The sequence below is a fragment of the Variovorax sp. Soil_C_33 genome, assembly GCF_057656935.1.
The window spans coordinates 37,819-62,180 of sequence record NZ_JBDGJK010000018.1; the positions used below are offsets into that span (position 1 = coordinate 37,819).

Annotated in this window: 24 protein-coding genes and 2 riboswitches; of the genes, 6 read left to right on the forward strand and 18 right to left on the reverse strand. The window is 67.7% G+C overall.

Going from position 1 to position 24,362, the window contains the following annotated elements:
* Window position 1 precedes the first annotated feature (1 nt).
* The 8 genes from gcvH to AC3A6B_RS24000 form a co-directional block, all read right to left on the reverse strand.
* Window positions 2-376: a glycine cleavage system protein GcvH gene (gene gcvH / locus AC3A6B_RS23965; protein ID WP_487839148.1), complete on the reverse strand. Its 375-nt coding sequence runs from the start codon at window positions 374-376 to the stop codon at window positions 2-4.
* A 25-nt stretch (window positions 377-401) separates the two neighbouring features.
* Window positions 402-1,598 (reverse strand): glycine cleavage system aminomethyltransferase GcvT, encoded by a 1,197-nt coding sequence (gcvT, locus tag AC3A6B_RS23970; protein WP_487839247.1) that lies wholly within the window; start codon window positions 1,596-1,598, stop codon window positions 402-404.
* Window positions 1,599-1,609: 11 nt separating this feature from the next.
* A riboswitch (glycine riboswitch) is annotated at window positions 1,610-1,725 on the reverse strand.
* A 12-nt stretch (window positions 1,726-1,737) separates the two neighbouring features.
* A riboswitch (glycine riboswitch) is annotated at window positions 1,738-1,841 on the reverse strand.
* Between the two features lie 29 nt (window positions 1,842-1,870).
* Entirely contained in the window at window positions 1,871-2,779 is a 909-nt protein-coding gene (locus AC3A6B_RS23975; protein ID WP_487839149.1) for a hypothetical protein, read from the reverse strand.
* A 135-nt stretch (window positions 2,780-2,914) separates the two neighbouring features.
* Window positions 2,915-3,445 (reverse strand): hypothetical protein, encoded by a 531-nt coding sequence (locus AC3A6B_RS23980; RefSeq protein WP_487839150.1) that lies wholly within the window; start codon window positions 3,443-3,445, stop codon window positions 2,915-2,917.
* 86 nt (window positions 3,446-3,531) lie between these two features.
* Window positions 3,532-4,809, reverse strand: coding sequence for a TRAP transporter large permease (locus tag AC3A6B_RS23985; RefSeq protein WP_487839151.1), 1,278 nt, complete (start codon window positions 4,807-4,809; stop codon window positions 3,532-3,534).
* Between the two features lie 79 nt (window positions 4,810-4,888).
* A complete protein-coding gene (locus AC3A6B_RS23990) occupies window positions 4,889-5,383 on the reverse strand; it encodes a TRAP transporter small permease (RefSeq protein ID WP_487839152.1) in 495 nt (164 codons plus the stop codon).
* An 88-nt stretch (window positions 5,384-5,471) separates the two neighbouring features.
* A complete protein-coding gene (locus tag AC3A6B_RS23995) occupies window positions 5,472-6,443 on the reverse strand; it encodes a TRAP transporter substrate-binding protein (protein ID WP_487839153.1) in 972 nt (323 codons plus the stop codon).
* 97 nt (window positions 6,444-6,540) lie between these two features.
* Window positions 6,541-8,235 carry an electron transfer flavoprotein-ubiquinone oxidoreductase gene (locus tag AC3A6B_RS24000; protein ID WP_487839154.1) on the reverse strand — a complete coding sequence of 565 codons (1,695 nt, stop codon included), beginning with the start codon at window positions 8,233-8,235 and terminating at the stop codon, window positions 6,541-6,543.
* A gap of 126 nt (window positions 8,236-8,361) precedes the next feature.
* Here AC3A6B_RS24000 and AC3A6B_RS24005 point away from each other — a divergent pair, with 126 nt between their 5' ends.
* Genes AC3A6B_RS24005 through AC3A6B_RS24015 form a run of 3 tightly spaced genes read left to right on the forward strand, consistent with a single transcriptional unit; the run spans window position 8,362 to window position 10,459 of the window.
* Complete coding sequence (locus tag AC3A6B_RS24005; RefSeq protein ID WP_487839155.1) at window positions 8,362-9,144, forward strand: SDR family oxidoreductase; 783 nt, start codon at window positions 8,362-8,364, stop codon at window positions 9,142-9,144.
* A 59-nt stretch (window positions 9,145-9,203) separates the two neighbouring features.
* Window positions 9,204-10,043, forward strand: a complete 840-nt coding sequence (locus AC3A6B_RS24010) for a DMT family transporter (protein ID WP_487839248.1) — start codon at window positions 9,204-9,206, stop codon at window positions 10,041-10,043.
* A complete protein-coding gene (locus tag AC3A6B_RS24015; RefSeq protein ID WP_487839156.1) occupies window positions 10,040-10,459 on the forward strand; it encodes an acyl-CoA thioesterase in 420 nt (139 codons plus the stop codon). The genes AC3A6B_RS24010 and AC3A6B_RS24015 overlap by 4 nt, the downstream gene beginning before the upstream one ends.
* 191 nt (window positions 10,460-10,650) lie before the next feature.
* Here AC3A6B_RS24015 and AC3A6B_RS24020 read toward each other — a convergent pair whose 3' ends face one another.
* The gene (locus AC3A6B_RS24020; RefSeq protein WP_487839157.1) at window positions 10,651-12,018 is read right to left on the reverse strand and encodes a sensor histidine kinase; all 1,368 of its coding nucleotides are present in this window, start codon (window positions 12,016-12,018) and stop codon (window positions 10,651-10,653) included.
* Window positions 12,015-12,692 carry a response regulator gene (locus tag AC3A6B_RS24025; RefSeq protein WP_487839158.1) on the reverse strand — a complete coding sequence of 226 codons (678 nt, stop codon included), beginning with the start codon at window positions 12,690-12,692 and terminating at the stop codon, window positions 12,015-12,017. Before AC3A6B_RS24025 ends, AC3A6B_RS24020 begins: the two co-directional genes overlap by 4 nt.
* A gap of 86 nt (window positions 12,693-12,778) precedes the next feature.
* On the opposite strand from AC3A6B_RS24025, the gene AC3A6B_RS24030 reads away from it, so the two are divergent.
* Window positions 12,779-13,483 (forward strand): phosphatase PAP2 family protein, encoded by a 705-nt coding sequence (locus AC3A6B_RS24030; protein ID WP_487839159.1) that lies wholly within the window; start codon window positions 12,779-12,781, stop codon window positions 13,481-13,483.
* A gap of 46 nt (window positions 13,484-13,529) precedes the next feature.
* Window positions 13,530-15,293: a phosphoethanolamine transferase gene (locus AC3A6B_RS24035; RefSeq protein ID WP_487839160.1), complete on the forward strand. Its 1,764-nt coding sequence runs from the start codon at window positions 13,530-13,532 to the stop codon at window positions 15,291-15,293.
* Window positions 15,294-15,302: 9 nt separating this feature from the next.
* Here the strand turns inward: AC3A6B_RS24035 and AC3A6B_RS24040 are convergent, their stop codons facing one another.
* Genes AC3A6B_RS24040 through eat form a run of 4 tightly spaced genes read right to left on the reverse strand, consistent with a single transcriptional unit; the run spans window position 15,303 to window position 19,486 of the window.
* Window positions 15,303-15,884: a peroxidase-related enzyme gene (locus AC3A6B_RS24040; RefSeq protein ID WP_487839161.1), complete on the reverse strand. Its 582-nt coding sequence runs from the start codon at window positions 15,882-15,884 to the stop codon at window positions 15,303-15,305.
* Between the two features lie 47 nt (window positions 15,885-15,931).
* Window positions 15,932-16,720: an ethanolamine ammonia-lyase subunit EutC gene (eutC, locus tag AC3A6B_RS24045; RefSeq protein ID WP_487839162.1), complete on the reverse strand. Its 789-nt coding sequence runs from the start codon at window positions 16,718-16,720 to the stop codon at window positions 15,932-15,934.
* Complete coding sequence (locus AC3A6B_RS24050) at window positions 16,717-18,108, reverse strand: ethanolamine ammonia-lyase subunit EutB (RefSeq protein WP_487839163.1); 1,392 nt, start codon at window positions 18,106-18,108, stop codon at window positions 16,717-16,719. Before AC3A6B_RS24050 ends, eutC begins: the two co-directional genes overlap by 4 nt.
* A gap of 7 nt (window positions 18,109-18,115) precedes the next feature.
* The gene (gene eat, locus AC3A6B_RS24055) at window positions 18,116-19,486 is read right to left on the reverse strand and encodes an ethanolamine permease (protein ID WP_487839164.1); all 1,371 of its coding nucleotides are present in this window, start codon (window positions 19,484-19,486) and stop codon (window positions 18,116-18,118) included.
* A 124-nt stretch (window positions 19,487-19,610) separates the two neighbouring features.
* Between eat and AC3A6B_RS24060 the strand changes: the two genes are divergently transcribed.
* On the forward strand, window positions 19,611-20,012 hold the full coding sequence (locus AC3A6B_RS24060) for an FKBP-type peptidyl-prolyl cis-trans isomerase (protein ID WP_487839249.1): 402 nt from the start codon (window positions 19,611-19,613) through the stop codon (window positions 20,010-20,012).
* A gap of 68 nt (window positions 20,013-20,080) precedes the next feature.
* Here AC3A6B_RS24060 and AC3A6B_RS24065 read toward each other — a convergent pair whose 3' ends face one another.
* The 4 genes from AC3A6B_RS24065 to AC3A6B_RS24080 are packed head-to-tail and all read right to left on the reverse strand — an operon-like array spanning window position 20,081 to window position 24,359.
* On the reverse strand, window positions 20,081-20,902 hold the full coding sequence (locus AC3A6B_RS24065; RefSeq protein ID WP_487839165.1) for an ABC transporter permease: 822 nt from the start codon (window positions 20,900-20,902) through the stop codon (window positions 20,081-20,083).
* 19 nt (window positions 20,903-20,921) lie between these two features.
* Window positions 20,922-22,178 carry an ABC transporter permease gene (locus AC3A6B_RS24070; RefSeq protein WP_487839166.1) on the reverse strand — a complete coding sequence of 419 codons (1,257 nt, stop codon included), beginning with the start codon at window positions 22,176-22,178 and terminating at the stop codon, window positions 20,922-20,924.
* Between the two features lie 6 nt (window positions 22,179-22,184).
* Window positions 22,185-23,213 carry an ABC transporter substrate-binding protein gene (locus AC3A6B_RS24075; protein ID WP_487839167.1) on the reverse strand — a complete coding sequence of 343 codons (1,029 nt, stop codon included), beginning with the start codon at window positions 23,211-23,213 and terminating at the stop codon, window positions 22,185-22,187.
* Between the two features lie 51 nt (window positions 23,214-23,264).
* Window positions 23,265-24,359 (reverse strand): ABC transporter ATP-binding protein, encoded by a 1,095-nt coding sequence (locus AC3A6B_RS24080; protein WP_487839168.1) that lies wholly within the window; start codon window positions 24,357-24,359, stop codon window positions 23,265-23,267.
* Window positions 24,360-24,362: the final 3 nt, after the last annotated feature.

Below are 24,362 nucleotides of genomic sequence, written 5' to 3' on the forward strand. Positions count from 1 at the left end.
TTCAGTTTTCGTCGGCGAATTTTTGGTACGTGGTGGCGTCGAGCAAGGCATCGAGCTGCGCGACGTTGCTGATCTTCATCTTGAAGAACCAGCCCTCCGTCTCGGGCGCGCTGTTGGCGAGCGACGGATCGGCGCGCAGCGCCTCGTTGACTTCGGTGATCTCGCCCGTGATGGGCATGAACACGTCGGCGGCCGCCTTGACCGACTCGACCACGCCGGCGACGTCGCCCTGGCTGTAGCTCTTGCCGACTTCCGGCAGGTCGACGAAGACCACGTCGCCCAGCGCATCCTGCGCATGGACGGTGATGCCGACGGTCGCGATGCCGCCGTCGGCGGCCTGGACCCACTCGTGGTCCCGGGTGTACTTGATGGTCATGCAAAAACTCCTTGAAAAAACAGAATCAGCCGCGGTAGTAGCGCGCGGGCACGAAAGGCATGGTGCTCACTTCCATCGGCACCGGCTTGCCGCGCACGATGGCCTGGATGCGGGTGCCGGGCTCGGCATAGGCGAGCGCGACATACGCCATCGCGACCGGCCGGTCGACCGTGGGGCCGAGCAGGCCGCTGGTCACCTGCCCGATGGACACGCCCTCGAAGGATTCGAGCAAGCTGCCGTCGCGCACCGGCACGCGCTCCAGCGCCACCAGGCCGACGCGCTTGCGCTTGAGCGTGTGGTGGTCCAGGTGGCCTGCGGCGCCATTGGCCGCCGTGAGTTGCGCCAGGATCCTGGCCGCGCCCGGAAAGCCGCCTTCGCGTGCACCGCCGGTGCGCCGCACCTTCTGGATCGCCCAGTTGAGCGAGGCCTCGACCGGCGTGGTGGTCTCGTCGATGTCGTTGCCGTAGAGGCACAGGCCCGCCTCGAGCCGCAGCGAATTGCGCGCACCCAGGCCGACGGGCTTGACCTCGGGCTGGGCGAGCAGCAGCCGCGCGAGCGCATCGGCATCCCTGGCGGCCACCGAGATCTCGAAGCCGTCTTCGCCGGTGTAGCCGCTGCGCGTGGCGAAGGCCGCGATGCCGCCGATCTGCACCGCGCCGCCGGTCATGAAGACGAAGCGCTCGATGCCGGGCGCGAGGCGCGCCAGTGCGGTCACGGCCTGCGGGCCCTGCAGCGCCAGCAGGGCGTGCTCGGGCATCGGCAGCACTTGGCAGCGCGTGCCGAGCTTCGCCTGCATGTGCGCGATGTCGGCCACCTTGCAGGCGCCGTTGACGATGACGAACAGCGAGTCGTGGCCTTCGTTGAAGAACATCAGGTCGTCGAGGATGCCGCCCTGGTCGTTCAGGAGCAGGCCGTAGCGCTGCTTGCCGGGGGCCAGGCCGATCACGTCGACCGGCATCAGGCTTTCGAAGGCGGCGGCGGCATCGGGGCCGACCAGGCGCAGCTGGCCCATGTGCGAGATGTCGAACAGGCCGGCGGCCTCGCGCGTGTGCTTGTGCTCGGCCATCAGGCCGGCCGGGTATTGCACCGGCATCGAATAGCCCGCGAAGGGCACCATGCGGGCGCCGAGCTCCAGATGCAGGTCGTAGAGCGGGGTCTTTTGCAGGTCGTCGGGTGCGGGGGCCAAGGCACTCTCCAAAGGGGCAGTCCAGATCCATGACATTCTTGCCATGGGCCACCCCTGCTGTCCGCTTTACCTGAGAGATTCGCCCCACGATCGGGGTTTGCTCCTTCGGTGGACGGCGCTGCGAACAAAACGCGATGCGCCGCCTCTCTCCAGCAAGGAAACGCCCGGAAAACGGGGCGCTTCGTCAGTCCTTTTGCCTGAGCGTTCGGGCCCGCTTTTTCGAGGGGACCTGCGCCTTCGGCGGCCCCGCGCTGCGAGGCTCTCTCCTGACCCGTCCGAGTGTAAGGGATGCGCCCGGCCCCGGCCGCTCAGGAGCGCTCCAGGCGCAGCCGCCTGAGCAGAAACTTCTCCCACAGCTTGTCCGCAACGAGCTGAAGCGAGCTGCGAATGTGCGCTCGGGCGTTGCGCGCGTCGTAGGGCGACCGGAGGTCGGCGCCCAGTTGCCGGGCACGCACGCTGAGCATGCTCTCCGAGAGCACGCAGCGCGCCTTCATGCGCAGGTCGTCGAAGTTCTCGTCGGAGAGCGGACTGGCCTTGTGCCACTCGTGGTCCCACTTGAACCTGCGCTGCCTGGACGGGTCGCCCTCGTCCCTGATCAGCCAGGCTGACACGAAATCGACATAGGCCTCGTCGACGCTGTCGCGAAACAGACGGTGCTCGGGTTCGAAGCTGTCGTAGACCAGCGCGTCCAGCAGTTCGTTGCCCGGCGAGAGCGTGCCGAGCTGGCGGCGCAAGTTGGCGTTCATTGCGAAGCAGTAAGTCGAAACCCATTCGAGCAGCGGACCAAGCGGCGTCATGGTCGAACGCGGGAAGTCGTTGATCTCGCCGAACAGCCACGGCCCGGGATGCACCCCCAGCCGCCCGATCTCGCTGCTGAAGCCGGCGACCCGGCCTTCGCTCCATGCATGGGTGCGGGCGATGGTGTCGTTCGAGAAGATCCAGACGTCGGGCTCGCCGCCGCGCGCGAGGAGGGCTGAAATCCCTTTGTCCCAGCCTGTGAACTCGCGGTTGGAGTTGTCGCCCGCGATGAGGAAGCCGTCTTCGAATTCCGTATCGCGCAAGGCTTCGCTGCCCGTGGACCTCGCGTTGTCCACGATCGCGAGTGCGAAGCGATTGCTCCCGTCGGCCAGCTGCCGTCGCAGCCTGGTCAGCACCTGAAGCGAATGATCACGATGCTGACCTCCGTACTCCAGATGAACAAAACCGTAGTTCGTCATACCTGTTGTTGACAGAAAAAAGAAGGGAGGGTCGGGGCGCCGGAGGGGCGCGACGCGACGAGTATGCCTCCTCGTCTTGTCAGCGAAGACGCCGAGTTGCAGCCGGTGCGGCCACGACGGCCGACGCGCCCACTTTCAGTGCATGAACTCGGGCGGCAGCAGCTTGTCGATGCGTTCGCGGACCGATTCGGCGCGTTCGGCGCCCGCGATCTTCTCGATCTCGCCGAGCATCTCGGCGGCGACGGTCAGCATCGAGTCGCGGTCGCGCGCCTCGCGCAGGAGCTCGCGGAACTGCCCGGCGAGGACCGGATCGCGCCGGACGAACATGCGCTCGCACAGATCGAAGAGGAACATCCGCGTGGTGGCCAGCGAGCGCTTGCCGTCGAAGATGTCGGCCGCGACCGGCGGTTCGGGGGGGCTCGCCTCGAGCGCTGGGGCTGCCTGCGCCGGCGGCGCAGCGGGTTGCGAACGATGCAGATAGCCCTCCTGCACCAGGTGCAGCGCCACGCGGCCGGCTTCGTCGCGGCTGCCGAAGAGCTGGCCGAAGTCGGTCACCGAGCGCCGGCCGTCGGCCATCAGCAGCAGGGCGCGCTCGCGCTGGCCCAGCGTGCGCCGGCTGCCGGCCTGGAGTTCTTGGCGCGCCTTGTCGGTCTTGAGGAGGAACATGGGATGCTGCAGCGTTCGGAGTCGAAGCGCCGCAGCATCGGCCAGCCGCGTGACATCCCGGTGAAAGCCGGGACACCGGGTGTGAACTACTTCGCGTAAACGAGGTCGCGCAGCGCCAGCGAGATGCTGGGCACGTAAGTGATGACCATCAGGCAGGCCAGGATCACGAGCACGAAGGGCACCAGGTCCTTGACGATGCGGTCCAGCGAGATGCGCGCCACCGTGCAGGCCGCGAACAGGTTGACGCCGAAGGGCGGCGTGATCATGCCGAGCGCGAGGTTGACCACCATCACCAGTCCGAAGTGCACCGGGTCGATGCCGAAGTGCATCGCCACCGGCGCCAGGATCGGCGCCAGCACGATGATGGCCGCGCTGGTCTCGATGAACATGCCGATCACGAACAGCGCCGCGTTCACGCCCAAAAGGAACATGGCCGGCGATCGCAGCACGCCTTCGAGCCAGTGGCCGATCGCCTCGGGCACGCCGGCGCGCGTGATCAGGAAGGCGAACAGGCCGGCGTTGGCGATGATGAACATGATCACCGACGAGGAGATCACCGACTTGCGCAGCACCGCGTAGAGCTGTGCCGGCTTGATCTCGCGGTAGATCAGCATGCCGACCACGAGGGCATACAGCACCGCCACGGCCGAGGCCTCGGTGGGCGTGAAGATGCCGCCGTAGATGCCACCAAGGATGATGACCGGCATCAGGAGCGCCCAGCCGGCGCGCCAGGTCGCGATGCCGACGCCGAGCCGGCCGTCGCCGTCGTTCTTGCCCAGGCCCTTGAACTTGCAGTAGACGTAGACGAAGGCCATGAGCGCGAGGCTGATCAGGATGCCGGGACCGAAGCCGGCGATGAACAGCTCGCCGATCGACACCTCGGCGCTGACGCCGTAGAGGATCATCGGGATCGAGGGCGGAATGATGACGCCGAGCTCGGCGCTGGTGGCCTGCAGCGCCGCTGCATAGCTGGTGGGATAGCCGTGCTTGATCAGGGCCGGGATCAGGATCGCGCCGATGGCGAAGGTGGTGGCGACCGAGGAGCCCGAGACCGCCGCGAAGATCATGCAGGTCAGCACGCAGGTCATCGGCAGGCCGCCCTGCACGCCACCGACGAGGCTCTTGGCGAAGTCCACCAGACGGCGCGAGATGCCGCCGGTTTCCATCAGGTTGCCGGCCAGGATGAAGAAGGGAATGGCCGCCAGCGGAAACTTGTTGATCGCGTTGAACATCTCCTTGACGGAGATCAGCATGTTGGCGTTCGAGGCCTGGATGCCGATGACGGAGGCCAGGCCGATCGATACCGCTACGGAGATGGTCAGTGCGAAGCACACCACCATCGTCGTGACCATTACTGCGCTCATAGGACCCCCACGCTTGTCACTTCGTGTACTGCGCTGCCGCCCACGGGGGCCTTCGCGCCTTCGGGCTGCCGAGCGGCGCTCATTGCGCCGTCTCCAGCTCGTGGCGCTGCGGATCGAGGAGATTCGCAACGATGCCGATCACGCAGAACAGGCCGCCCACCGGCATCGCCACGTAGGCCCAGAACATCGAGACCGATTCCAGGCCGGCCATCGTTTGCACGCTGCCGCGTTGCGCGTAGTCCCAGCCCCACCAGATGACGACTGCGATCAGTATCAGCGCCGCGAGGCAGACCAGCCAGTCGAGCACGCGTCGCATCTTCGGCGGACTCCAGCGGTACAGCACGTCCACGCTGACCATCGCGCCCTGGCGGAAGGCAGTGGGGATGCCCATGAACACCATCCAGATCAGGCTGATGCGGATCAGGATCTCGGACCATTCGGCCGGCTGCTCGAGCACGAAGCGGGTGACGATCTGGAACACGCCGAGCGCCGAGGCGATCACCAGCATCAGGCAGGCGATCGCCATGGCCAGCGAGGTGGTCCAGCGATCGAGTCGGAGGAGGGCTGTTTTCATGGATGCATGGAAGGGATCGAACAAAAAAACGCCCGCCAGCCAGGCTGTGCGGGCGTGTGCCGCCGCGACGGCATCGCGGCAGGTCGCGTTACTTGAAGTTGCGGATCTTGTCGAGATTGGCCTTGCCGAACTGCTTCTCGAAGTCGGCGTTGACCGGGGCCAGCATGCTGACGAATCTGGTCTTGTCGACGTTCTCGATCACGGTCATGCCCTGGGCGCGCAGCTCCTTCACGCCGTTGGCGTCGTCCTGGTCGACGCGGTCGCGGTTGGCCTTCGCAGCCACCTTGGCGGCCTCGAGGAAGGCGGTCTTGTCGGCCGCGCTGAGCTTGTCGAAGGCCGCCTTGTTCATCAGGAAGATGCAGGGCGAATAGACGTGGCCGGTCAGCGTGAGGTGCTTCTGCACCTGCGAGAACTTGGCCGACATGATCACCGGCAGCGGGTTCTCCTGGCCATCGACCGTGCCCTGCTGCAGCGCGGTGAACACTTCGGGGAAGGCCATCGGCGTGGTGATGATGCCCAGGCCCTTGTAGGCCGCGATGTGCACCGGGTTCTCCATCGTGCGCATCTTCAGGCCCTTGAGGTCCTCGGGGCCCTTCACGTCGCGCTTGCTGTTGGTCATGTGGCGGAAGCCGTTCTCGGCCCAGGCCAGCGCCTTGAAGCCCTTGGCGTCGAACTTGGTCAGGAGCTCCTGGCCGATCGGGCCGTCGAGCACGGCGCGCGCGTGCGCCTTGTCGCGGAACAGGAAGGGAACGTCGAGGATCTTGGCCTCGGGCACGAAGTTGGGCACCGGGCCGGTGGAGGAGAAGGCGAGCTCCTGCGTGCCGAGCTGCACAGCCTCGATCGATTCGCGCTCGCCGCCCAGCGAGCCGTTGTAGAAGGTCTCGATCTTGTAGCGGCCATTGGTGCGCGCCGCGACTTCCTTGGCGAAGGTGTCGATGGCCACGCCCTGGTGCGAGTTCTGTGCGGTCGAGATGCTGATCTTCATGGCTGTCTGCGCGAACGCGGCGCAGGCCATACCGAGGCCGAGGACCAGGCCTGCGGCCAGTCGGTTCAACTTCATGAGGGGGTCTCCTGTTTGGTTAACGTATGACTATGCATCAATCGGCAGACTCATAGCGTCCGGATTTTCACGGACGCAGTCGCGCGGCGATCGCCGCCTACATGCCCACGTAGTTCGGCCCGCCGCCGCCCTCGGGCGTGACCCAGACGATGTTCTGCGTCGGGTCCTTGATGTCGCAGGTCTTGCAGTGCACGCAGTTCTGCGCGTTGATCTGCAGGCGCTGCTTGCCGCCTTCGCCCGGCACGAACTCGTAGACCCCCGCCGGGCAATAGCGGGCCTCGGGACCGTCGTACTCGGCCAGATTGATCTCGGTGGGCACCGCCGCGTTCTTCAGCGTCAGGTGCGCGGGCTGGTTCTCCTCGTGGTTGGTGTTGCTGATGAACACCGAGGAGAGCCGGTCGAAGGTCAGCTTGCCGTCCGGCTTGGGATAGGCGATCTTCTTGCAGGCCGCGGCCTTCTTGAGGCGCTCGTGGTCGGCCTGGTGGCGATGGATCGTCCAAGGGATGTGGCCGCGCAACACGTACTGCTCGATGCCGGTCATCAGCGTGCCCACGGTCAGGCCCCTCTTGAACCACTGCTTGAAGTTGCGCGCCTTGTGGAGTTCCTTGTGCAGCCAGCTCTTCTCGAAGGCGGCCGGGTACGCCGTGAGCTCGTCGTGCTGGCGGCCGGCCACCACGGCGTTGAAGGCGGCCTCGGCCGCGAGCATGCCGGTCTTGATCGCGGCATGGCTGCCCTTGATGCGGCTCGCGTTCAGGTAGCCGGCGTCGCAGCCGACCAGCACGCCGCCCGGGAACACCGTCTTCGGCAGCGAGAGCAGGCCGCCCGCGGTGATGGCGCGCGCGCCGTAGCTCAGCCGCTTGGGCGCCTTCAGGCCCTTGTCCTGGCCCTCGAAGTACCAGCGGATGTTGGGGTGGGTCTTGAAGCGCTGGAACTCCTCGAAGGGGCTCATGTGCGGGTTCTGGTAGTCGAGGCCGACCACGTAGCCGATGATCAGCTGGTTGTTCTCGGCGTGGTAGACGAAGGAGCCGCCGTAGGTGTCGGAGGACAGCGGCCAGCCCGCGGTGTGCACGGCCAGGCCGGGCTCGTGGCGCGCGGGATCGATCTCCCACAGCTCCTTGATGCCGATGCCGTAGCTTTGCGGGTCCTTGCCGGCGTCGAGCTTGTACTTGGCGATCAGCTGGCGGCCCAGGTGGCCGCGCGAGCCTTCGGCGAACACCGTGTACTTGGCGTGGAGCTCCATGCCGAGCTGGAAGTTCTCGGTCGGCTCGCCGTCCTTGCCTACACCCATGTTGCCGGTGGCCACGCCGCGCACCTTGCCGTCGTCGGTGTAGAGCACTTCGGCCGCCGGGAAGCCCGCGAAGATCTCGACGCCCAGGCCCTCGGCCTGCTGCGCGAGCCAGCGCACCACGTTGCCCAGGCTCACGATGTAGTTGCCTTCGTTGTGGAAGTTCTTCGGCAGCAGGAAGTTGGGCGTGCGCGTGGCACCGGTCTCGGAGAGCATCAGGAAGGTGTCCTGGGTGACCGGCTGGTTGAGCGGCGCCCCGAGCTCCTCCCAGTCGGGCAGGAGCTCATACAGCGCGCGCGGATCCATGATCGCGCCCGACAGGATGTGGGCGCCCGGCTCCGAGCCCTTCTCGAGCACCACGACCGAGATCTCCTTGTGGTGCGAGGCGGCCAGCTGCTTCAGGTGGATGGCGGTGGCCAGCCCGGCAGGGCCGGCGCCGACCACGACCACGTCGTATTCCATGGCTTCGCGGGGTCCGAACTGGGCGAGTATTTCGTCGTGCGTCATGTGGGGTCTCGTCGTCGATAATGATTTTGAAGGTGCGAGGCACCGCGAAGGGGCCGGGTCATTTTATGCGGCGCCCAGAGCGGCTTTAGGCCCGTCGCATCGGCGACTCCAACAGGACTTTTCCCCATGGCTTACAGCATCGATCTTTCGGGCCGCGTGGCCTTCGTCACGGGTGCGTCGAGCGGCCTCGGCGCGCAGTTCGCCAAGACGCTGGCGCGCGCCGGCGCCGCGGTGGTGCTCGCGAGCCGCCACACCGACAAACTCAAGGAGCTGCGCGCGCGCATCGAGGGCGAGGGCGGCGATGCCCACGTGGTCGAGCTCGACGTGACCAGCATCGACAGCATCAAGGCCGCGGTGGCCCGCGCCGAGACCGAAGTCGGGCCGATCGACATCCTGGTCAACAACTCGGGCGTGAGCACCACGCAGCGCCTGGAAGAGGTGAAGGCCGAGGACTACGACTTCATCTTCGACGCCAACGTCAAGGGTGCGTTCTTCGTGGCCCAGGAGACGGCCAAGCGCATGCTGGCGCGCGCCAAGGGTGCGGCGCCCGGCACCTACATCGGCGGGCGCATCATCAATATCGCTTCGGTGGCGGCTTTGAAAGTGCTGCCGAAGATCGGCGTCTATTGCATGAGCAAGGCGGCGGTGGTGCAGATGACCAAGGCCATGGCGCTCGAGTGGGGTCGCTTCGGCATCAACGTCAACGCGCTGTGCCCGGGCTACATCACGACCGACCTCAACGAGGAGCACTTCGCCTCCGACGACGGCCAGAAGCTGGTGGGCATGCTGCCGCGCAAGCGGCTGGGCAAGCCCGAAGACCTGGACGGGCTGATCGTGCTGCTCGCCAGCGGACAGAGCCATTTCGTCAATGGCGCGGTGATCGCCGCCGACGACGGATTCGCGCTCTGAGTCCGCGCGCGTTGATCGGCATTGCGGCCGGGCTGGCCGCGGGTGCGCTCTGGGGGCTGGTGTTCGTGGCGCCGCGCATGGTGGGGCACTTCGGCATGGTGGACATCACGGCCGCGCGCTTCGTGGTCTTCGGCGCGGTCGCGGGGCTGGCGGTCTGGTGGCGGCCGCCCGAGCAGCGCTGGCCCGGCGCGCGGCAGGCGCTCACGGTGCTCGGCCTGAGCGGACTCGGCTTCACCGGCTACTACCTGCTGCTGGCTTTCTCGATCGTGGCCGCGGGCACCGAGGTGCCGAGCCTGATAATCGGCACCATCCCGGTCTGGATGATGCTCCTGGGCCGCCCGGCCGGTTTGCGCATGCAGGCCTTGCTGCCGGGGCTGGCACTCACCGCGGCCGGCATCGCGCTGATGGTCGCCGGCGCCTGGCCGAACGGCGGGGCAAGCGGCACGCATTTCGGCTGGGGCCTGGTGCTGGCGCTGCTCGCGATGGCGAGCTGGACCGCTTTCGGCCTCTTGAACGCCGCCTGGCTCAAGCGCCATCCCGAGGTGCATGCAGCGGACTGGACCAACTGGCTCGGCATCGCCACCGGCCTCGGCGCCTTCTTGCTGTGGCTCGTGGCCGGCTCCGATGTCGCGACGCTGCGCGCGCAACCCGAGGGCATGTTGTTCGTGCTGCTTGCGCTGGCCGGCGGCCTCGGGTCTTCGTGGCTGGCCACGGTGCTCTGGAACGTCGCCAGCCAGCGGCTCTCCGCGAGCTTGTGCGGCCAGCTGATCGTGAGCGAGACCTTGTTCGCTTTGCTTTATTCTTTTCTGTGGGACGGGCGCTGGCCGCATGCTGTCGAGCTGATGGCCGCGCTGCTGTTCGTCCTCGGCATCCTCGCATCCATCAAGGCACACCGATGAGAATCGAAATTCCCGAAATCAAGAAGTTCGTCTACGAAATGACGATCCCGATCCGCTGGGGCGACATGGACGCGATGGGGCATCTGAACAATGCCAGCTACTTCCGCTACCTCGAGACGGCGCGCATCGACTGGTTCCACTCGCTGGGCGCCGAGCCCGCACCGGACGGGCAGGGCGTGGTGATCGTCAACGCCTTCTGCAACTTCTACAAGCAGCTCGAATACCCGGGCGATGTGCGGGTCAGGATGTACGTGAGCGACCCGGGCCGCACCACCTTCGAGAGCTGGGCCACCATGGCCCGGGCCGATGCGCCGGAAGTGATCTGCGCGGCCGGCGGTGCGACCACGATGTGGGTCGACTTTCCCAGGCAGAAGGCGCTGCCGCTGCCGGACTGGCTGCGCGCGATCGTCAGCTAGGGAGCAACAAAAGGCCCTCCGCCAACTTTCGTTCGCGCAGGAGGGCCTTTCGCAGACTCGGAGTGCCGCGATGGGTGTTGCCGAGTCCGTGAACATATTCTGCATGCGCGGGCTCGCTGCGCAATTCAGCCATGCGCCATAGAGCAAGCGGGAGGTGTCCTACTCGTCGTCAGCCACGGCTCCTTCGCCCTTCATGCCGGACTCAGCACGATCCGCGCCTCGAAACCCGTCGCCGAGCCGGGCGGCGGCGACATCAGCTCGAGCCGCGCATCATGCTTCTCGACGATGGTGCCGACGATCGACAGGCCGAGACCGTAGCCGGCACGGTTGGAGCTGTGGCGCACGTGGCGCTGCTGCAGCGTGCGCAGCTCGACCTCGCCGACGCCTGGGCCGAAGTCGCGCACCGCCAGCGTGCAGGGCTGCATCACCTCGATCACGACACGGCCGCGGCCGTAGCGCAGCGCGTTCTCCACCAGGTTGCGCAGCGCGATCGCCAGCGCATCGACGTCGCCCAGCGCCATCGGCGGCTCGGTGTCCGGCACCTTGAGCGTCAGGCGCTCGTTCACGCGCGGGTCTTGCCAGAACTCCTGCGCCACCGTGCCGGACAGCTGGACCAGGTCGGTCTTCGTACGCGTCAGCGAGGCGGCCGATTCGGCCCTGGAGAGCTGCAGCAGCTTCTCGGTGCGGTGCCCGAGCATCTGCAGCGCATCGAGCGCGGCCTCGACGTCGTGGCGCGTGAGTTCGTGCTCGAGCGCGGTCTGCAGCCGCAGCCGCGCCGCCGCGAGCGGCGTGCGCAGCTCATGCGCCGCGTTCGCGGCCAGCGCGCGTTCGACGTCGAGCGCGTGCGAGAGGCGCTCGAGCAGGCGGTTGACATGGTCGCCGACCGTTTGCAGTTCCTGCGGCAGGCCGGGCAGCCGGATCGGACGCAGGTCGGTGCCGCTGCGCTGAGCGATCTCGCCGGCGAGCTCCTGCAGCGCGCGCAGCTCGGTGCGCGCCACGTTGCGCAGCACCAGCGCAAGAAGCGGCAGCACGGCGAACAGCGGGACGATCAGGCCGATCAGCGTGCGGTTGAGCGCGGTGCGGCGCTCGTCCAGCGGATCGGCGACCTGGAGGAAGAGATCGAGCGAAGGATGCCGCACGGTGTAGATCCGCCAGGCCTCTGCGTTCGCGAAGCCGGCCGCCAGCGGAACGTCGAAGGCAGTCGGCGGGGCCTCGGCGGAGCGCAGCAGCACGCGCTCGTGCGGGTCGACCACCTGGTACATCACCGCATCGGTCGGAAACAGCTGCGGCGGCGCGATCAGCGGCGTGCGCGCCTCGCCGCGCTCGAGCCGGAGCTTGTCGAGCTCGTGCACCGCCATGTCGAACATGCGGTGCGAGACCTCCACCAGTTCGCTGTCGAAGTTGTGGTTGATCTCGCGATCCACATACCAGACCACGCCCAGCACGCACAGAAGCCAGACGCCGCCGACCCACACGATGAGCGTGCGGGTCAGGTGCCCCGCGAGCGAATCGCGCGAGCCGAGCTCGGCGCCCGCCTGCCGCAGGAAGTTCAGCTTCATTCGTCTTCGTCTTCGGCCGAGAAGGCGAGCCGGTAGCCCAGGCCGCGCAGGGTCTGGATGTGGCTGCGGCCGAGCTTGCGCCGCAGGCGGCTGATGAACACTTCCAGCGTGTTGCTGTCGGCCTCGTCCCCAAAGCCGTAGAGCGCATCGGCCAGATTCTCGCGCGTGTGGATGCGTTCGGGCCGCGTCGCCATCACGCGCAGCAGCGCCCATTCCTTCTGCGTGAGCGTGATCGGCAGGCCGTTCTTGCGAACCAGGTCGCGCGCGACGTCGATCTCCAACGTGCCGAGCTTCAGCACGGGCGAACTGGTGCTGTTGCGCCGGCGCTCGACGGCGCGCAAGCGTGCCAGCAGCTCCGCGGGGTCGTAGGGCTTGATCAGGTAGTCGTCGGCGCCGGCGTCGAGGCCGCGGATGCGGTCGGTCACCTGGTCGCGGGCGGTGAGCACGATCACGATCGGGCGCTCGCGCAGCGCGCGCACGTCCGGCAGCAGCGAGAGCCCGTCGCCGTCGCTCAGGTGCAGGTCGAGCAGCACGGCCGCGTACTGCACGGCCGCCAGCGCGGCGCGCGCTTGCGCGAGCCCGGACGTCACGTCGACCACGAAGGCCTTGGCCGTCAGGTAGCTGCAGACCGCGCCTGCCAAGGCGGCATCGTCTTCGACCAGCAATATGCGCACGTCGCCAGTTCCTTTCCCAAAAAAGGGAGTCTAGTTCGCCGTCGCTTCAGAATCGGTTCAGGCGCCGACCCTAAGCTTGACCGGGCATGATCCGTTCCGTTGCCGCTCGTCCGCTCGCCTCGATTCTTCTGACACTGGCGCTTCTCCTGCTCTGGGATGCCACCGGCCTCGACCTGGCGCTGGCCCGGATGGTGGGCACGCCGATGGGTTTTCCGTGGCGCGGCAACTGGTTCCTGGTGCAGGTCATGCACGAGGGTGCGCGGTCGCTGAGCTGGCTGATCGTGCTCGCGCTGTTCGCCGGCATCCGCTGGCCCGTGGGTATCCTGCGCCGGCTGCGGATGCGCGAAAGAGCGCAGCTCGCGCTCACCGTGCTGACTTCCGTGCTGGCCGTGTCGCTGGTCAAGACCACGAGCCATACCAGCTGTCCCTGGGACCTCCAGCTCTTCGGTGGCGTCGCGCGCTACGTGTCCCACTGGTCGTGGGGCGTGCAAGACGGCGGCCCGGGCGGCTGCTTTCCGGCCGGCCACGCGTCGGCGGCTTTTGCCTATACCGGCGGCTGGTTTGCATGGCGCCGCGCCGCGCCGACCGTCGCGCGAGGGTGGCTCATCGGCGCGCTCGCGGCCGGCCTGCTGCTGGGGCTGGTGCAGCAGCTGCGCGGCGCCCACTACATGAGCCACACGCTCTGGACCGCGTGGATCTGCTGGACGGTGGGCTTCGCGATCGACGCCTTCGTGCACCGGGGGACCGGATATGCGCGGCTGGCCGGCTCTGCGAAGCTGAACGAATCCTGAGCTGCGCATTCAGTGAGTTTTCAGTCCAGGTTTCCAGACTTGCTGGATGCCTGTTTCGAACGCCCGTCCCTTCCCTCCATCCGCGCATGACCTGCCGCTCGCCGCGCCCGCACAGGGCGCCGCAGAAGCATCCACGCCGCTCTGGCAGCACATCGATGCCTGGTTCGCGCGCCCGCGCTCGGCGCGCAGCGTGGTCCTCTGGCTGAGCCTCTACCTGGTCCTGGCCGCCAACTGGCCCTTGTGGAACGAGCTGGCGCGCATCGGCGGTGCGCCGAGCATGTACTTGCCGTCGATCGCGGCGATGGCGCTGCTCATCGTCTGCGGCAGCGTCGCGCTCTTGTCCTTCACCGCCTGGTCGCGCTGGATGAAGCCGCTCTGGTTCGCCGTCGTCGTGGTCGCCGCCGTGGCCCAGCACTACATGCAGAGCTACCGCGTGGTGATGGACCCCAGCATGCTGGCCAATGCGATGCAGACCGATGCCCACGAGGTGAATGACCTGCTGAGTTGGCGCCTGCTGTTCCACGTGCTGCTGGTCGCCGCGCTGCCTGCCTGGGCGCTGTGGCGGGTGCAGCTCGTGTCGATGCGCTTCGTCTCGCAAGCCTGGCGCAATGCGCTGCTGCTCGTCGCGGCGGTGGCCGTGGCGGTCGGCGGTGTACTCGCGATGGGCCGGCAGCTCACGCCGCTGATGCGCGAGAACGTGCACCTGCGCTACATGATGAATCCGCTGGCCAGCATCTATTCGGCCAGCGCGGTCGCCATCCGGCCGATGTTCAAGCACAGCCGCAAGCTGATCCCGGTGTCCGGCGGCGCGGCACTGGGCGCCAGCTACGCGGCGCAGGCCCGGCCGCCGCTCTTCGTGCTGGTGGTGGGCGAGACGGCGCGGGCCGACCATTTCGCGCTGAACGGCTATGCGCGCGACACCACGCCGGAGCTCGCGGCGCGCAAGGTGCTGAGCTGGCGCGACGTCCATTCCTGCGGCACCAACACGCTGGCCTCGGTGCCCTGCATGTTCTCGCCGCTGGGCAAGACGGCCTTCGAGGCGCGCAAGGACGAGTACGAGAACCTGGTGGACGTGCTTCAGGCCGCCGGCCTCGCGGTGTTCTGGCTCGACAACCAGGCCGGCGGCTGCAAGGGCGTCTGCGACCGCGTGCCGCACGCGTCGGCCTTCGACACCGTCGACCCCGGCGTGAAGAACGCGCTCTGCGAAGGCGACGAGTGCCTCGACGATGTCATGCTCCATGGCCTGGACGCGCGCCTGGCCGCCTTGCCGGCCGAGCGCCGCAGCAAGGGCGTGGTGCTGGTGATGCACCAGATGGGCAGCCATGGCCCGGCCTACTACAAGCGCTCGTCGCCCGATGCCAAGCGCTTCCTGCCCGAGTGCAAGAGCAATGCGCTGGCCGAATGCAGCCACGCCGAGCTGATCAACGGCTTCGACAATTCCATCGCGTACACCGACCGCTTTCTCGGCAAGACCATCGACTGGCTGAAGGCGCAGTCCGGGCGCTACGACCCGGCATTGCTCTATCTCAGCGACCACGGCGAATCGCTGGGCGAGTACGGGCTGTTCCTGCACGGCGTGCCCTACAGCTTCGCGCCCGAGGTGCAGAAGCACGTACCAATGGTCGCGTGGTTCGGCGAGGGCATGAGCGCGCGCGACAAGCTCTCGCACGCGTGCATGGAGGCGGGGCTCGACGCGCCGCTCACGCACGACAACCTCTATCACACGGTGCTGGGCCTGATGGACGTGAAGACGCCGAGCTACAAGCCGGCGCTCGATGCGCTGGCCTCGTGCCGCGGCTCGCCGGCCTGAGCAGACGTCCTATTTCTTGTCCCGCGGCACCCGCCCCATCAGGAAGAATTCCGGATTCGGCTGCATGCCGCTGAAGCTGGCCATGCGGTTGGAGAGGCCGAAGAAAGCGGTGATGGCGGCGATGTCCCAGATGTCCTCGTCGCTGAAGCCGTGCGCGTGCAGCGAGGGGAAGTCGGCGTCGTCGATCTCGTGCGAGCGCTCGCAGACCTTCATCGCGAACTCGAGCATCGCGTACTGGCGCGGCGTGATGTCGGCCTTGCGCCAGTTGACGGCCACCTGGTCGGCCACCAGCGGCTTCTTCTCGTAGATGCGCAGCAGCGCGCCGTGCGCCACCACGCAGTAGAGGCACTGGTTGGCGGCGCTGGTGACGGTGACGATCATCTCGCGGTCGCCCTTGGTGAGCGAGCCTTCCTCCTTCAGCATCAGCGCATCGTGGTAGGCGAAGAAGGCGCGCCACTCGGCCGGCCGGCGCGCGAGCGCCAGGAACACGTTGGGCACGAAGCCGGCTTTCTCCTGCACCTCGAGCACCTTGGCGCGGATGTCCTCGGGCAGCTCGGCCAGCTCGGCCATCGGGTAGCGTGATGCGGTCATGTCGTCTCCAGTGAGTGCGTCGCCCATCATAGGCAGGCCGACGGGCCTCACTTCGGCAAGGCGCTGATGGCGCCGTCCGGCGCGGTCAGCACCGCCAGGTCGCTTTCGTCCTTGAGCTCCACGCCGGTCAGGCCGCGCTTCAGCGCCTCGCGCATCAGCCAGGCCAGCCTGAAGGCCGCGGCCTCGAAGGGCAGGCCTTCGGGGCGCACGTTCGAGATGCAGTTGCGCTCGGCATCGTGCCGGCCGCGCCGCGGCGCGTGCGTGACGTAGATGCCGAGGCTGTCGGGCGAGCTGAGGCCGGGCCGCTCGCCGATCAGCATGACCGCGAGCCGGGCGCCGAACAGTTCGCCCACCTCGTCCGCGAGCGCCACGCGGGCCTGCGTGGCGATGACGATGGGCGCGAGGCGCAGCTCCGGCGGCAGATGCGGCTTCAGTGCGGCCAGCAGCGGTGCCGCATGGCGGGCCACGGCCAGCGAAGACAAGCCGTCGCCGATCACGATGCAGATGTCGCTGGGCGCAACGGCCGCGGCGCGCAGAGCCTGGGCATCGTCGGCGTCGAGCTGGCGACCGAGGTCGGGGCGGCGCAGGTAGCTCGTGCGATCGGGCGCGCGGCTGCGCACCTGCGCCACCTCCCAGCCTTGCGCGCGCAAGGAGGCTTCGAGGGCCGGTACGTCGAGCGCGGCATGGATGGCGTCGCGCGCCATCGCATGCGCCCAGCCGAAGCGAAGCACCTCGTCGGTCGGCATGCCAGCGCCGGCCCGGCCCAGCGCGACGCGGGCCGGCGTGGCCTGGCGCCAGCCGCGCCAGGGGCTCGACGTGACGATGTCCTTGCTCATGCCAAGGCCCGGAGCCCGCTCATGTCGGCGAGCAGGCGGTTGGAGGTGGGCGGCTGCAGCCGGCCCGCGCCGTCGGTGATCTGCATGCGTTGCAGCCAGGCTTCGAACTCGGGCGCGCGCTTCAGGCCCATCGTCTCGCGCAGGAACAGCGCGTCGTGGAAGGAGGTGCTCTGGTAGTTGAGCATCACGTCGTCCGCGCCCGGCACGCCCATGATGAAGTTGATGCCGGCGGCGCCGAGCAGCACCAAGAGCGTGTCCATGTCGTCCTGGTCGGCCTCGGCATGGTTGGTGTAGCAGACGTCGCAGCCCAGCGGCAGGCCCAGCAGCTTGCCGCAGAAGTGGTCTTCCAGCCCGGCGCGGATGATCTGCTTGCCGTCGTAGAGGTACTCGGGCCCGATGAAGCCGACCACCGTGTTGATGAGGAGCGGCTGGTAGCGCCGCGCGAGCGCGTAGGCACGCGCCTCGCAGGTCTGCTGGTCGACGCCGAAGTTGGCGTTGGCCGAGAGCGCGCTGCCCTGGCCGGTTTCGAAGTACATCAGGTTCTGGCCCACCGTGCCGCGCTTCTGCGCCTGCGCCGCCGCGTGCGCCTCGTCGAGCAGCTCGGGCGTGATGCCGAAGGAGCGGTTGGTCTTCTCGGTGCCGCCGATCGACTGGAACACCAGGTCGACGGGCGCGCCGGCCTCCGCCAGCTTCAGCGTGTTCGTCACGTGGGTCAGCACGCAGCTCTGGGTCGGGATCTCGAAGCGCTGGATCACTTCGTCCTGCATGCGCAGCAGGTCGCCCAGCACCTGCAGGCTGTCGGAGACCGGGTTGATGCCGATCACCGCATCGCCGGCGCCCATGAGCAGGCCGTCGAGCGTGGAGGCCGCGATGCCGCGCAGGTCGTCGGTCGGATGGTTGGGCTGCAGCCGCACCGAGAGATGGCCGGGCAGGCCGATGGTGTCGCGAAAGCGCGTGACCACGCTGCACTTGCGCGCGACCGCGACCAGGTCCTGGTTGCGCATGAGCTTGGACACCGCGGCCGCCATTTCGGGCGTGAGGCCGGGAGCGAGCGCCGTCAGCGCCTTCGTATCGGCCTGTTCCGACAGCAGCCAGTTGCGGAAGTCGCCGACCGTGAGATGCGCGACCGGCGCGAAGGCCTCTGCATCATGGCCATCGATGATGAGCCGCGTGATGTTGTCCTCTTCGTAAGGGATCAGCGCTTCGGTGAGGAACTGCTTGAGCGGCGTCTCTGCCAGCACATGGCGCGCCCCCATGCGCTGCTGTGCGGTGGCCGCGCCCACGCCGGCGAGGTAGTCGCCTGAGCGCGCCGGGCTCGCGACGGCAAGGACCTGCTTCAAGTCTTCGAAGGAGAAGGCCTGCGAGTCGATCGTGGTGCGGTAGCGCATGGACAGTTCAGGCGGTCGTGGACAGCATCTCGTCGGGCGCTGCCGCCTTGCGTTGCTCGGCAGTGAGGCGGAAGTAGCCGTAGGCCAGCGCCATCAACACCAGGAACAGCAGCGTCAGCATGCCATTGAACCAGATCATCGCGCCGAGGCAAACCACTCCCAGCCCCAGGGCGATGGCCGGAAACACCGGGTAGAAGGGCGCGCGGTAGGTGCGCTCGAGGCCGGGTTCGGTGCGCCTGAGCTTGAAGAGCGCCGCCATCGAGATCAGGTACATCACGATCGCGCCAAGCACCGCCATCGTGACGATGTTGGCTGTGAGCGTCTGGCCGCCGAACTGCACCCACTCGTCGCTGAAGATCGCGGCCACGCCGATCACGCCGCCCGCCACCAGCGCGCGGTGCGGCGTGTTGAAGCGGGGGCTCAGCGCCGCGAAGGTGGCGGGCAGGTAGCCGGCGCGCGCGAGCGCGAAGATCTGGCGCGAGTAGCCCATGATGATCCCGTGGAAGGAGGCGATCAGGCCGAACAGGCCGATCCACACCAGCATGTGCAGCCAGCCGCTGTTCTCGCCGACCACCACCTTCATCGCCTGCGGCAGCGGGTCGTTGATGTTGGCGAGCTTGCGCCAGTCGCCTACGCCGCCGGCGAAGATCATCACGCCGAAGGCCAGCACCACCAGCGTGAGGATGCCGCAGGTGTAGGCGAGCGGAATGGTGCGGTGCGGATCGCGCGCTTCCTCGGCCGCCATCGCTGCGCCTTCGATCGCCAGGAAGAACCAGATCGCGAACGGGATCGAGGCGAAGATGCCCGGGATCGCCGCGCTGCTGAAGGCCGAACTGCCCGCCCATCCGTTGGCGGCGAAGTTCGCCAGCGACCAGCCGGGCGCGACCACGCCCATGAACACCAGCAGCTCGAAGATCGCGAGCACCGTGACGAAGAGCTCGAAGGCCGCGGCAATGCCGATGCCGATCCAGTTGAGGCCGATGAAGATCACGTAGGCGCCGAGCGCGAACCACTTGGGGTTGATGCCCGGGAACTGCACGTTGAGGTAGGCGCCGATGGCCAGCGCGATGGCCGGCGGCGCGAACACGAACTCCACCAGCGTCGCGAAGCCGGCGACGAAGCCGCCGTTGGGCCCGAAGGCGCGTCGCGCATAGGCGAAGGGTCCGCCCGCATGCGGAATGGCGGTGGAGAGCTCGGTGAAGCTGAAGATGAAGGTGGTGTACATCGTCGCGACCAGCACGGTGGCGACCAGGAAGCCGAGCGTGCCGGCGGTGTTCCAGCCGTAGCTCCAGCCGAAATACTCGCCCGAGATCACGAGCCCGACGGCGATGCCCCACAACTGGAAGGGGCCCAGCACTTTTTTCAAGCCCGAGGACATGGTGGATTCCTTGTTGCTGAATGGACAGGGCCTCGCAGCAAGAGCGATGCCATGGCGGCGCGCCCGCAATAATGGACCGTTTTCAGACATTCAAGGAGATCTCTTCGTGCCTTCCCTCTTTCGTATTACCGCCGCAGCTTTCGTCTCGTTGTGCGTCGTGCCCGCTGCCCTGGCGCAGAGCGCAGCGGTCACCCTGCCCAGCGGCCTGATTTACCAGTCGCTCAAGGAGGGCAGCGGCGCCTCGCCCGCCGCCACCGATGTGGTCAAGGTGCACTACCGCGGCACCTTCCCCGACAACGGCAAGGAGTTCGACAGCTCCTACAAGCGCAACGAGCCGACCGAGTTCCCGTTGAACGGCGTGATCCCGTGCTGGACCGAAGGCGTGCAGAAGATGAAGCCGGGCGGCAAGGCCAAGCTGACCTGCCCGCCGGCCATCGCCTACGGCACCCGCGGTGCGGGCGGCGTGATTCCGCCCAATGCGACGCTCAACTTCGAGATCGAGCTCATCTCGGTCACGAAGCGTTGAGCTCTGCCGCGGCTACTTCAGGCCGATGGCCGGATCGTTCACGTCGAAGCGGCTGGCGCCCATGTGTTTCAGCGGCGCCGGCCGCGCAGCCATTCGAGCGCCAGCAACAGGCTGGTCGTGAACACGATCAGCAGCGTCGCGACGGCGGCGATGGTGGGCGAGATGTTCTCGCGGATGCCGGTGAACATCTGGCGCGGCAGCGTGACTTGGTCGGGCCCGGCCAGGAACAGCGTGACCACCACCTCGTCGAAGGAGGTGGCAAAGGCGAACAGCGCGCCCGAGATCACGCCCGGCGCGATCACCGGCAGCGTGATGCGCATGAAGGTGTTGAAAGGCGTTTCGCCCAGGCTCAGCGAGGCGCGCACCAGGTTGTGGTTGAAGCCGGCCAGCGTCGCGAGCACGGTGGTCAGCACGAAGGGCGCGCCCAGCGCGGCATGCACCACGATCAGCCCGAGGTAGCTGTCGGCCAGGCCGATGGGCGCGAAGTAGAGGTACGTCGCCACGCCCACCACCACGATCGGCACCACCATCGGCGAGATCAGCACGCTCATGAGCAGGCCCTTGAACGCGAAGTCCGTGCGCGAGAGGCCCACCGCGGCCAGCGTGCCCAGCACGGTGGCGAGCACCGTGGCGGCGGGCGCGACGATGAAGCTGTTGCGCGCTGCGCGGGCCCATTCCGGCGACTCGAACAGGTTGCGGTACCACCTGAGCGACCAGCCGGGGATCGGGTAGGCCAGGAAGGAGCTGTCGGAAAAGGACAGCGGGATCACGACCAGGATCGGCGCCAGCAGGAAGGCCAGCACCGCCACGCAGGCTGCACGCACCGCCCACCAGCCTAGCTTGTCGGCGAAGGTGGCGTAGGCGGGAAATTTGGGAAGAAGCTTCGGCATGCTTGCGTCTTTCGTGCGCTCAGCCCAGGCTCAGGTCGGCCTTGCCGACGCGGCGGTACACGGCGTAGAGCACCAGCGTGGCGGCCAGCAGCAGCGCACCGAGCGCGCAGGCCATGCCCCAGTTGATCTCGACGTTGGTGTAGCGCGCGACGTAGTAGCTCAGCATCTGGTCGTCGGCCCCGCCCAGGAGCGCCGGCGTCACGTAGTAGCCGATCGCGAGGATGAACACCAGCAGCGCGCCGGCGCCGATGCCCGGGTAGGTCTGAGGCACGTAGACGCGGAAGAAGGCCGCCAGCGGCGGGCTGCCGAGCGAGACGGCTGCGCGCAGGTAGGTCGGCGGCACGCTTTTCATGACGCTGTACAGCGGCAGGATCATGAAGGGCAGCAGGATATGGACCATCGAGATGATCACGCCGGTGCGATTGAACAGCAGCGCCAGCGGGTGGTCGATCAGCCCGATGCCCATGAGGCCGCGGTTGACCAGCCCTTCGGACTGCAGCAGCACGATCCAGGCCGCCACGCGCACCAGGATGGAGGTCCAGAAGGGCACCAGCACCAGGATCATCAGCACGTTGGCCTTGCGCGCCGGCAGCGTCGACAACCACCACGCGAGCGGGTAGGCCAGCAGCAGGCAGAAGAAGGTGACCACGGCGCTGATCTCGAAGGTGCGCAGCAGGATGCCGCCGAAGGCGCGCTGGTCCGGCGGCATGCGCTCGACGCTGCCGGCGGCGTCACGCCGCAGGTCGACCGCGGCCAGCAGGTAGTCGGGCGTCCAGCGCGAGCCGTTCTTGGCGATCGCCTGCCAATAGGGCACCTCGCCCCAGCGCGCGTCGATCTCCAGCAGGCGCGCCTTGATTTCCTCCGGCGTGCCGGCGATCGGCAGCGCGCGGTAGGTGCTCATCACGAGCGAGCGGGCGCCGGCGATTTCGGTATTGAGCCGGCGCGCCAGCGCGCCCGCATCGGCGCTGTCGGGCAATTGGCCGAGGTCGGCCGCGATCGCGGCGTAGGCCTGCGGCGCGGGCGCTTCCTGGCGATTCCAGCCGTCGAGCGCGCGCACCGTGCGGGGCAACGCGTTGGCCACCTCCGGATTCTCGACCGCGCGCTGCAGCAGCGCCACGATCGGCACCAGCAGCGTGAGCAGAAGGAACAGCAGCAGCGGCAGCGTGAGTGCGAACGCGCGCCACTTGCGGCGCGCTTCGGCGCGCGCCAGCGCGCGCCGAAGCTCACCCGGCGGGGTCTCCGCCGGGAGGGGAGAGGCGAGCGTTGCAGCGTGCATGGCCGCTTACTGCGTGGCCCACGAGGCGAAGCGCTTCTCGAGCGCCTCGCCCTGGTCGGCCCAGAAGGCGACGCTGAACTGGATGGCTTCCTTGGCATTGGCGGCCGAGGTCGGCAGGTCGTCCAGCACCTTCTTGTCGAGCGAAGCCAGGGCCTTGGTGTTGGTCGGGCCGTAGGCGATGTTCTGCGCATAGACCGCCTGCGCTGCCGGCTGCATGGCGAACTGGATGAACTTGAGCGAGGCCTCCTTGTTGGGCGCGCCCTTCGGAATGACCCAGTAGTCGAGGTCGTAGATGCCGCCCGGCCAGAAGATCTTCAGGTTGCGGCCTTCGCGGTTGGCGGCGTCGATGCGGCCGTTGAAGACCGTGGTCAGCACCACGTCGCCGGCCACCAGGAACTGCGGCGGTTGCGCACCGGCTTCCCACCACTGGATGTTCGGCTTGAGCTCGGTGAGCTTCTTGAAGGCGCGGTCGGCGCCTTCCTTGGTGGCCAGCACCTTGTAGACGTCGGCCGGCTTCACGCCGTCGGCCATCAGCGCGAATTCGAGGTTGTAGCGCGCGCCCTTGCGCATGCCGCGCTTGCCCGGGATCTTCTTCACGTCCCAGAAATCGGCCCAGGAGGTGGGGGCGGTCTTGAGCTTCTCGCCGTTGTAGGCCATGACGGTGGACCACACGAACACGCCGACGCCGCATTCGGTGACGGCGGCCGGCAGGAAGTCCGCCTTGTTGCCGATCTTCGAGTAGTCGAGCTTCTCGAACAGGCCTTCGTCGCATCCGCGCGCGGCGTCGGGCGACTCGACCTCGACCACGTCCCAGGTGACCTTCTTGGTCTCGACCATGGCCTTGATCTTGGCCTGCTCGCCGTTGTATTCGACCGGGATGACCTTGATGCCGGTTTTCTCGAAGGGCTCGTAGTAGGCCTTCTTCTGGGCATTGGCGTTGGCGCCGCCGAAGTTGACGACGGTGATCTGCTGCTGCGCGAATGCCGGCAGCGCGAGCGCGGCAGCGACGACGAGGGCGAGGCGGCTCTTTTTCATGGAAAGATTCCTTGTGGGTTGGCGGTGACGAGAAATGGGATGCGACGTCGCTCAAGCCGCATAGATGCGCACATGGTCGACCGGGAATCTGAGCGAGACCCGCTCGCCGCTTTGCGGCGGTGCGGCGCCCTGCAGGCCGCTGAGCGGCAGCTTGACCGTGGCGTCCGCCTGGCCGCCGCCGATGCTGCACAGCAGCCGCAGGTGGTCGCCGAAGTAGATGACGCGTGCCACCTCGGCCGCGAGCACTTCGGGGCCCGATGCCTCGCTCTGCCGCTGCAGCACCACGCGCTCGGGGCGGATGCAGGCCTCGACCTTGGCACCTGCCGCCGCGCCGCTCACGTTCAGGCCGCTCAGCACGCGGCCGTCGGGCAGCGCCATTTCGGCGCAGGTGCCCGCGCTCTGCAGCACGCCCTTGAGCACCGTGTTGTCGCCGACGAAACCGGCCACGAAGCGGTTGGCGGGCGCCTCGTAGAGCTGCTCCACCGAGTCGAGCTGCTGGATCACGCCTTCGTTGAAGACCGCGACGCGGTCGCTCATGGTGAGGGCTTCGCCCTGGTCGTGCGTCACGTAGACGAAGGTCACGCCGAGCTGGCGATGCAGTTCCTTCAGCTCGATCTGCATGTGTTCGCGCAGCTGCTTGTCGAGCGCGCCGAGCGGCTCGTCCATCAGCACCAGCTGCGGCTCGAACACCAGGGCGCGCGCCAGCGCCACGCGCTGCTGCTGGCCGCCGGAAAGCTGGCCCGGCAGCCGGTCGTTCATGCCGCGCAGCTGCACCATCTCGAGCGCGCGCTGCACGCGGCGCTGCTGCTCGTCCTTCGGCACCTTGCGCACCGTGAGCGGGTAGGCCACGTTCTGGCCCACGCTGAGATGCGGGAACAAGGCGTAGTTCTGGAACACCATGCCGAAGTGCCGCTTGTGCGGCGGCGTGCCGTTGATCTGCTGGCCGTCGAGCAGGATGTCGCCGGAGGTCGGCGACTCGAAGCCGGCCAGCATCATCAGCGTGGTGGTCTTGCCCGAGCCCGAAGGCCCGAGCAGGCTCAGGAACTCGCCCCGGTGGATGTCCAGGTCGAGCTGGCGCACCACCAGGTGCTCGCCGTCGTAGGTTTTCTGGACGCGCTGGAAGCGCACCAGAGGTTCTTGGGTCATGGA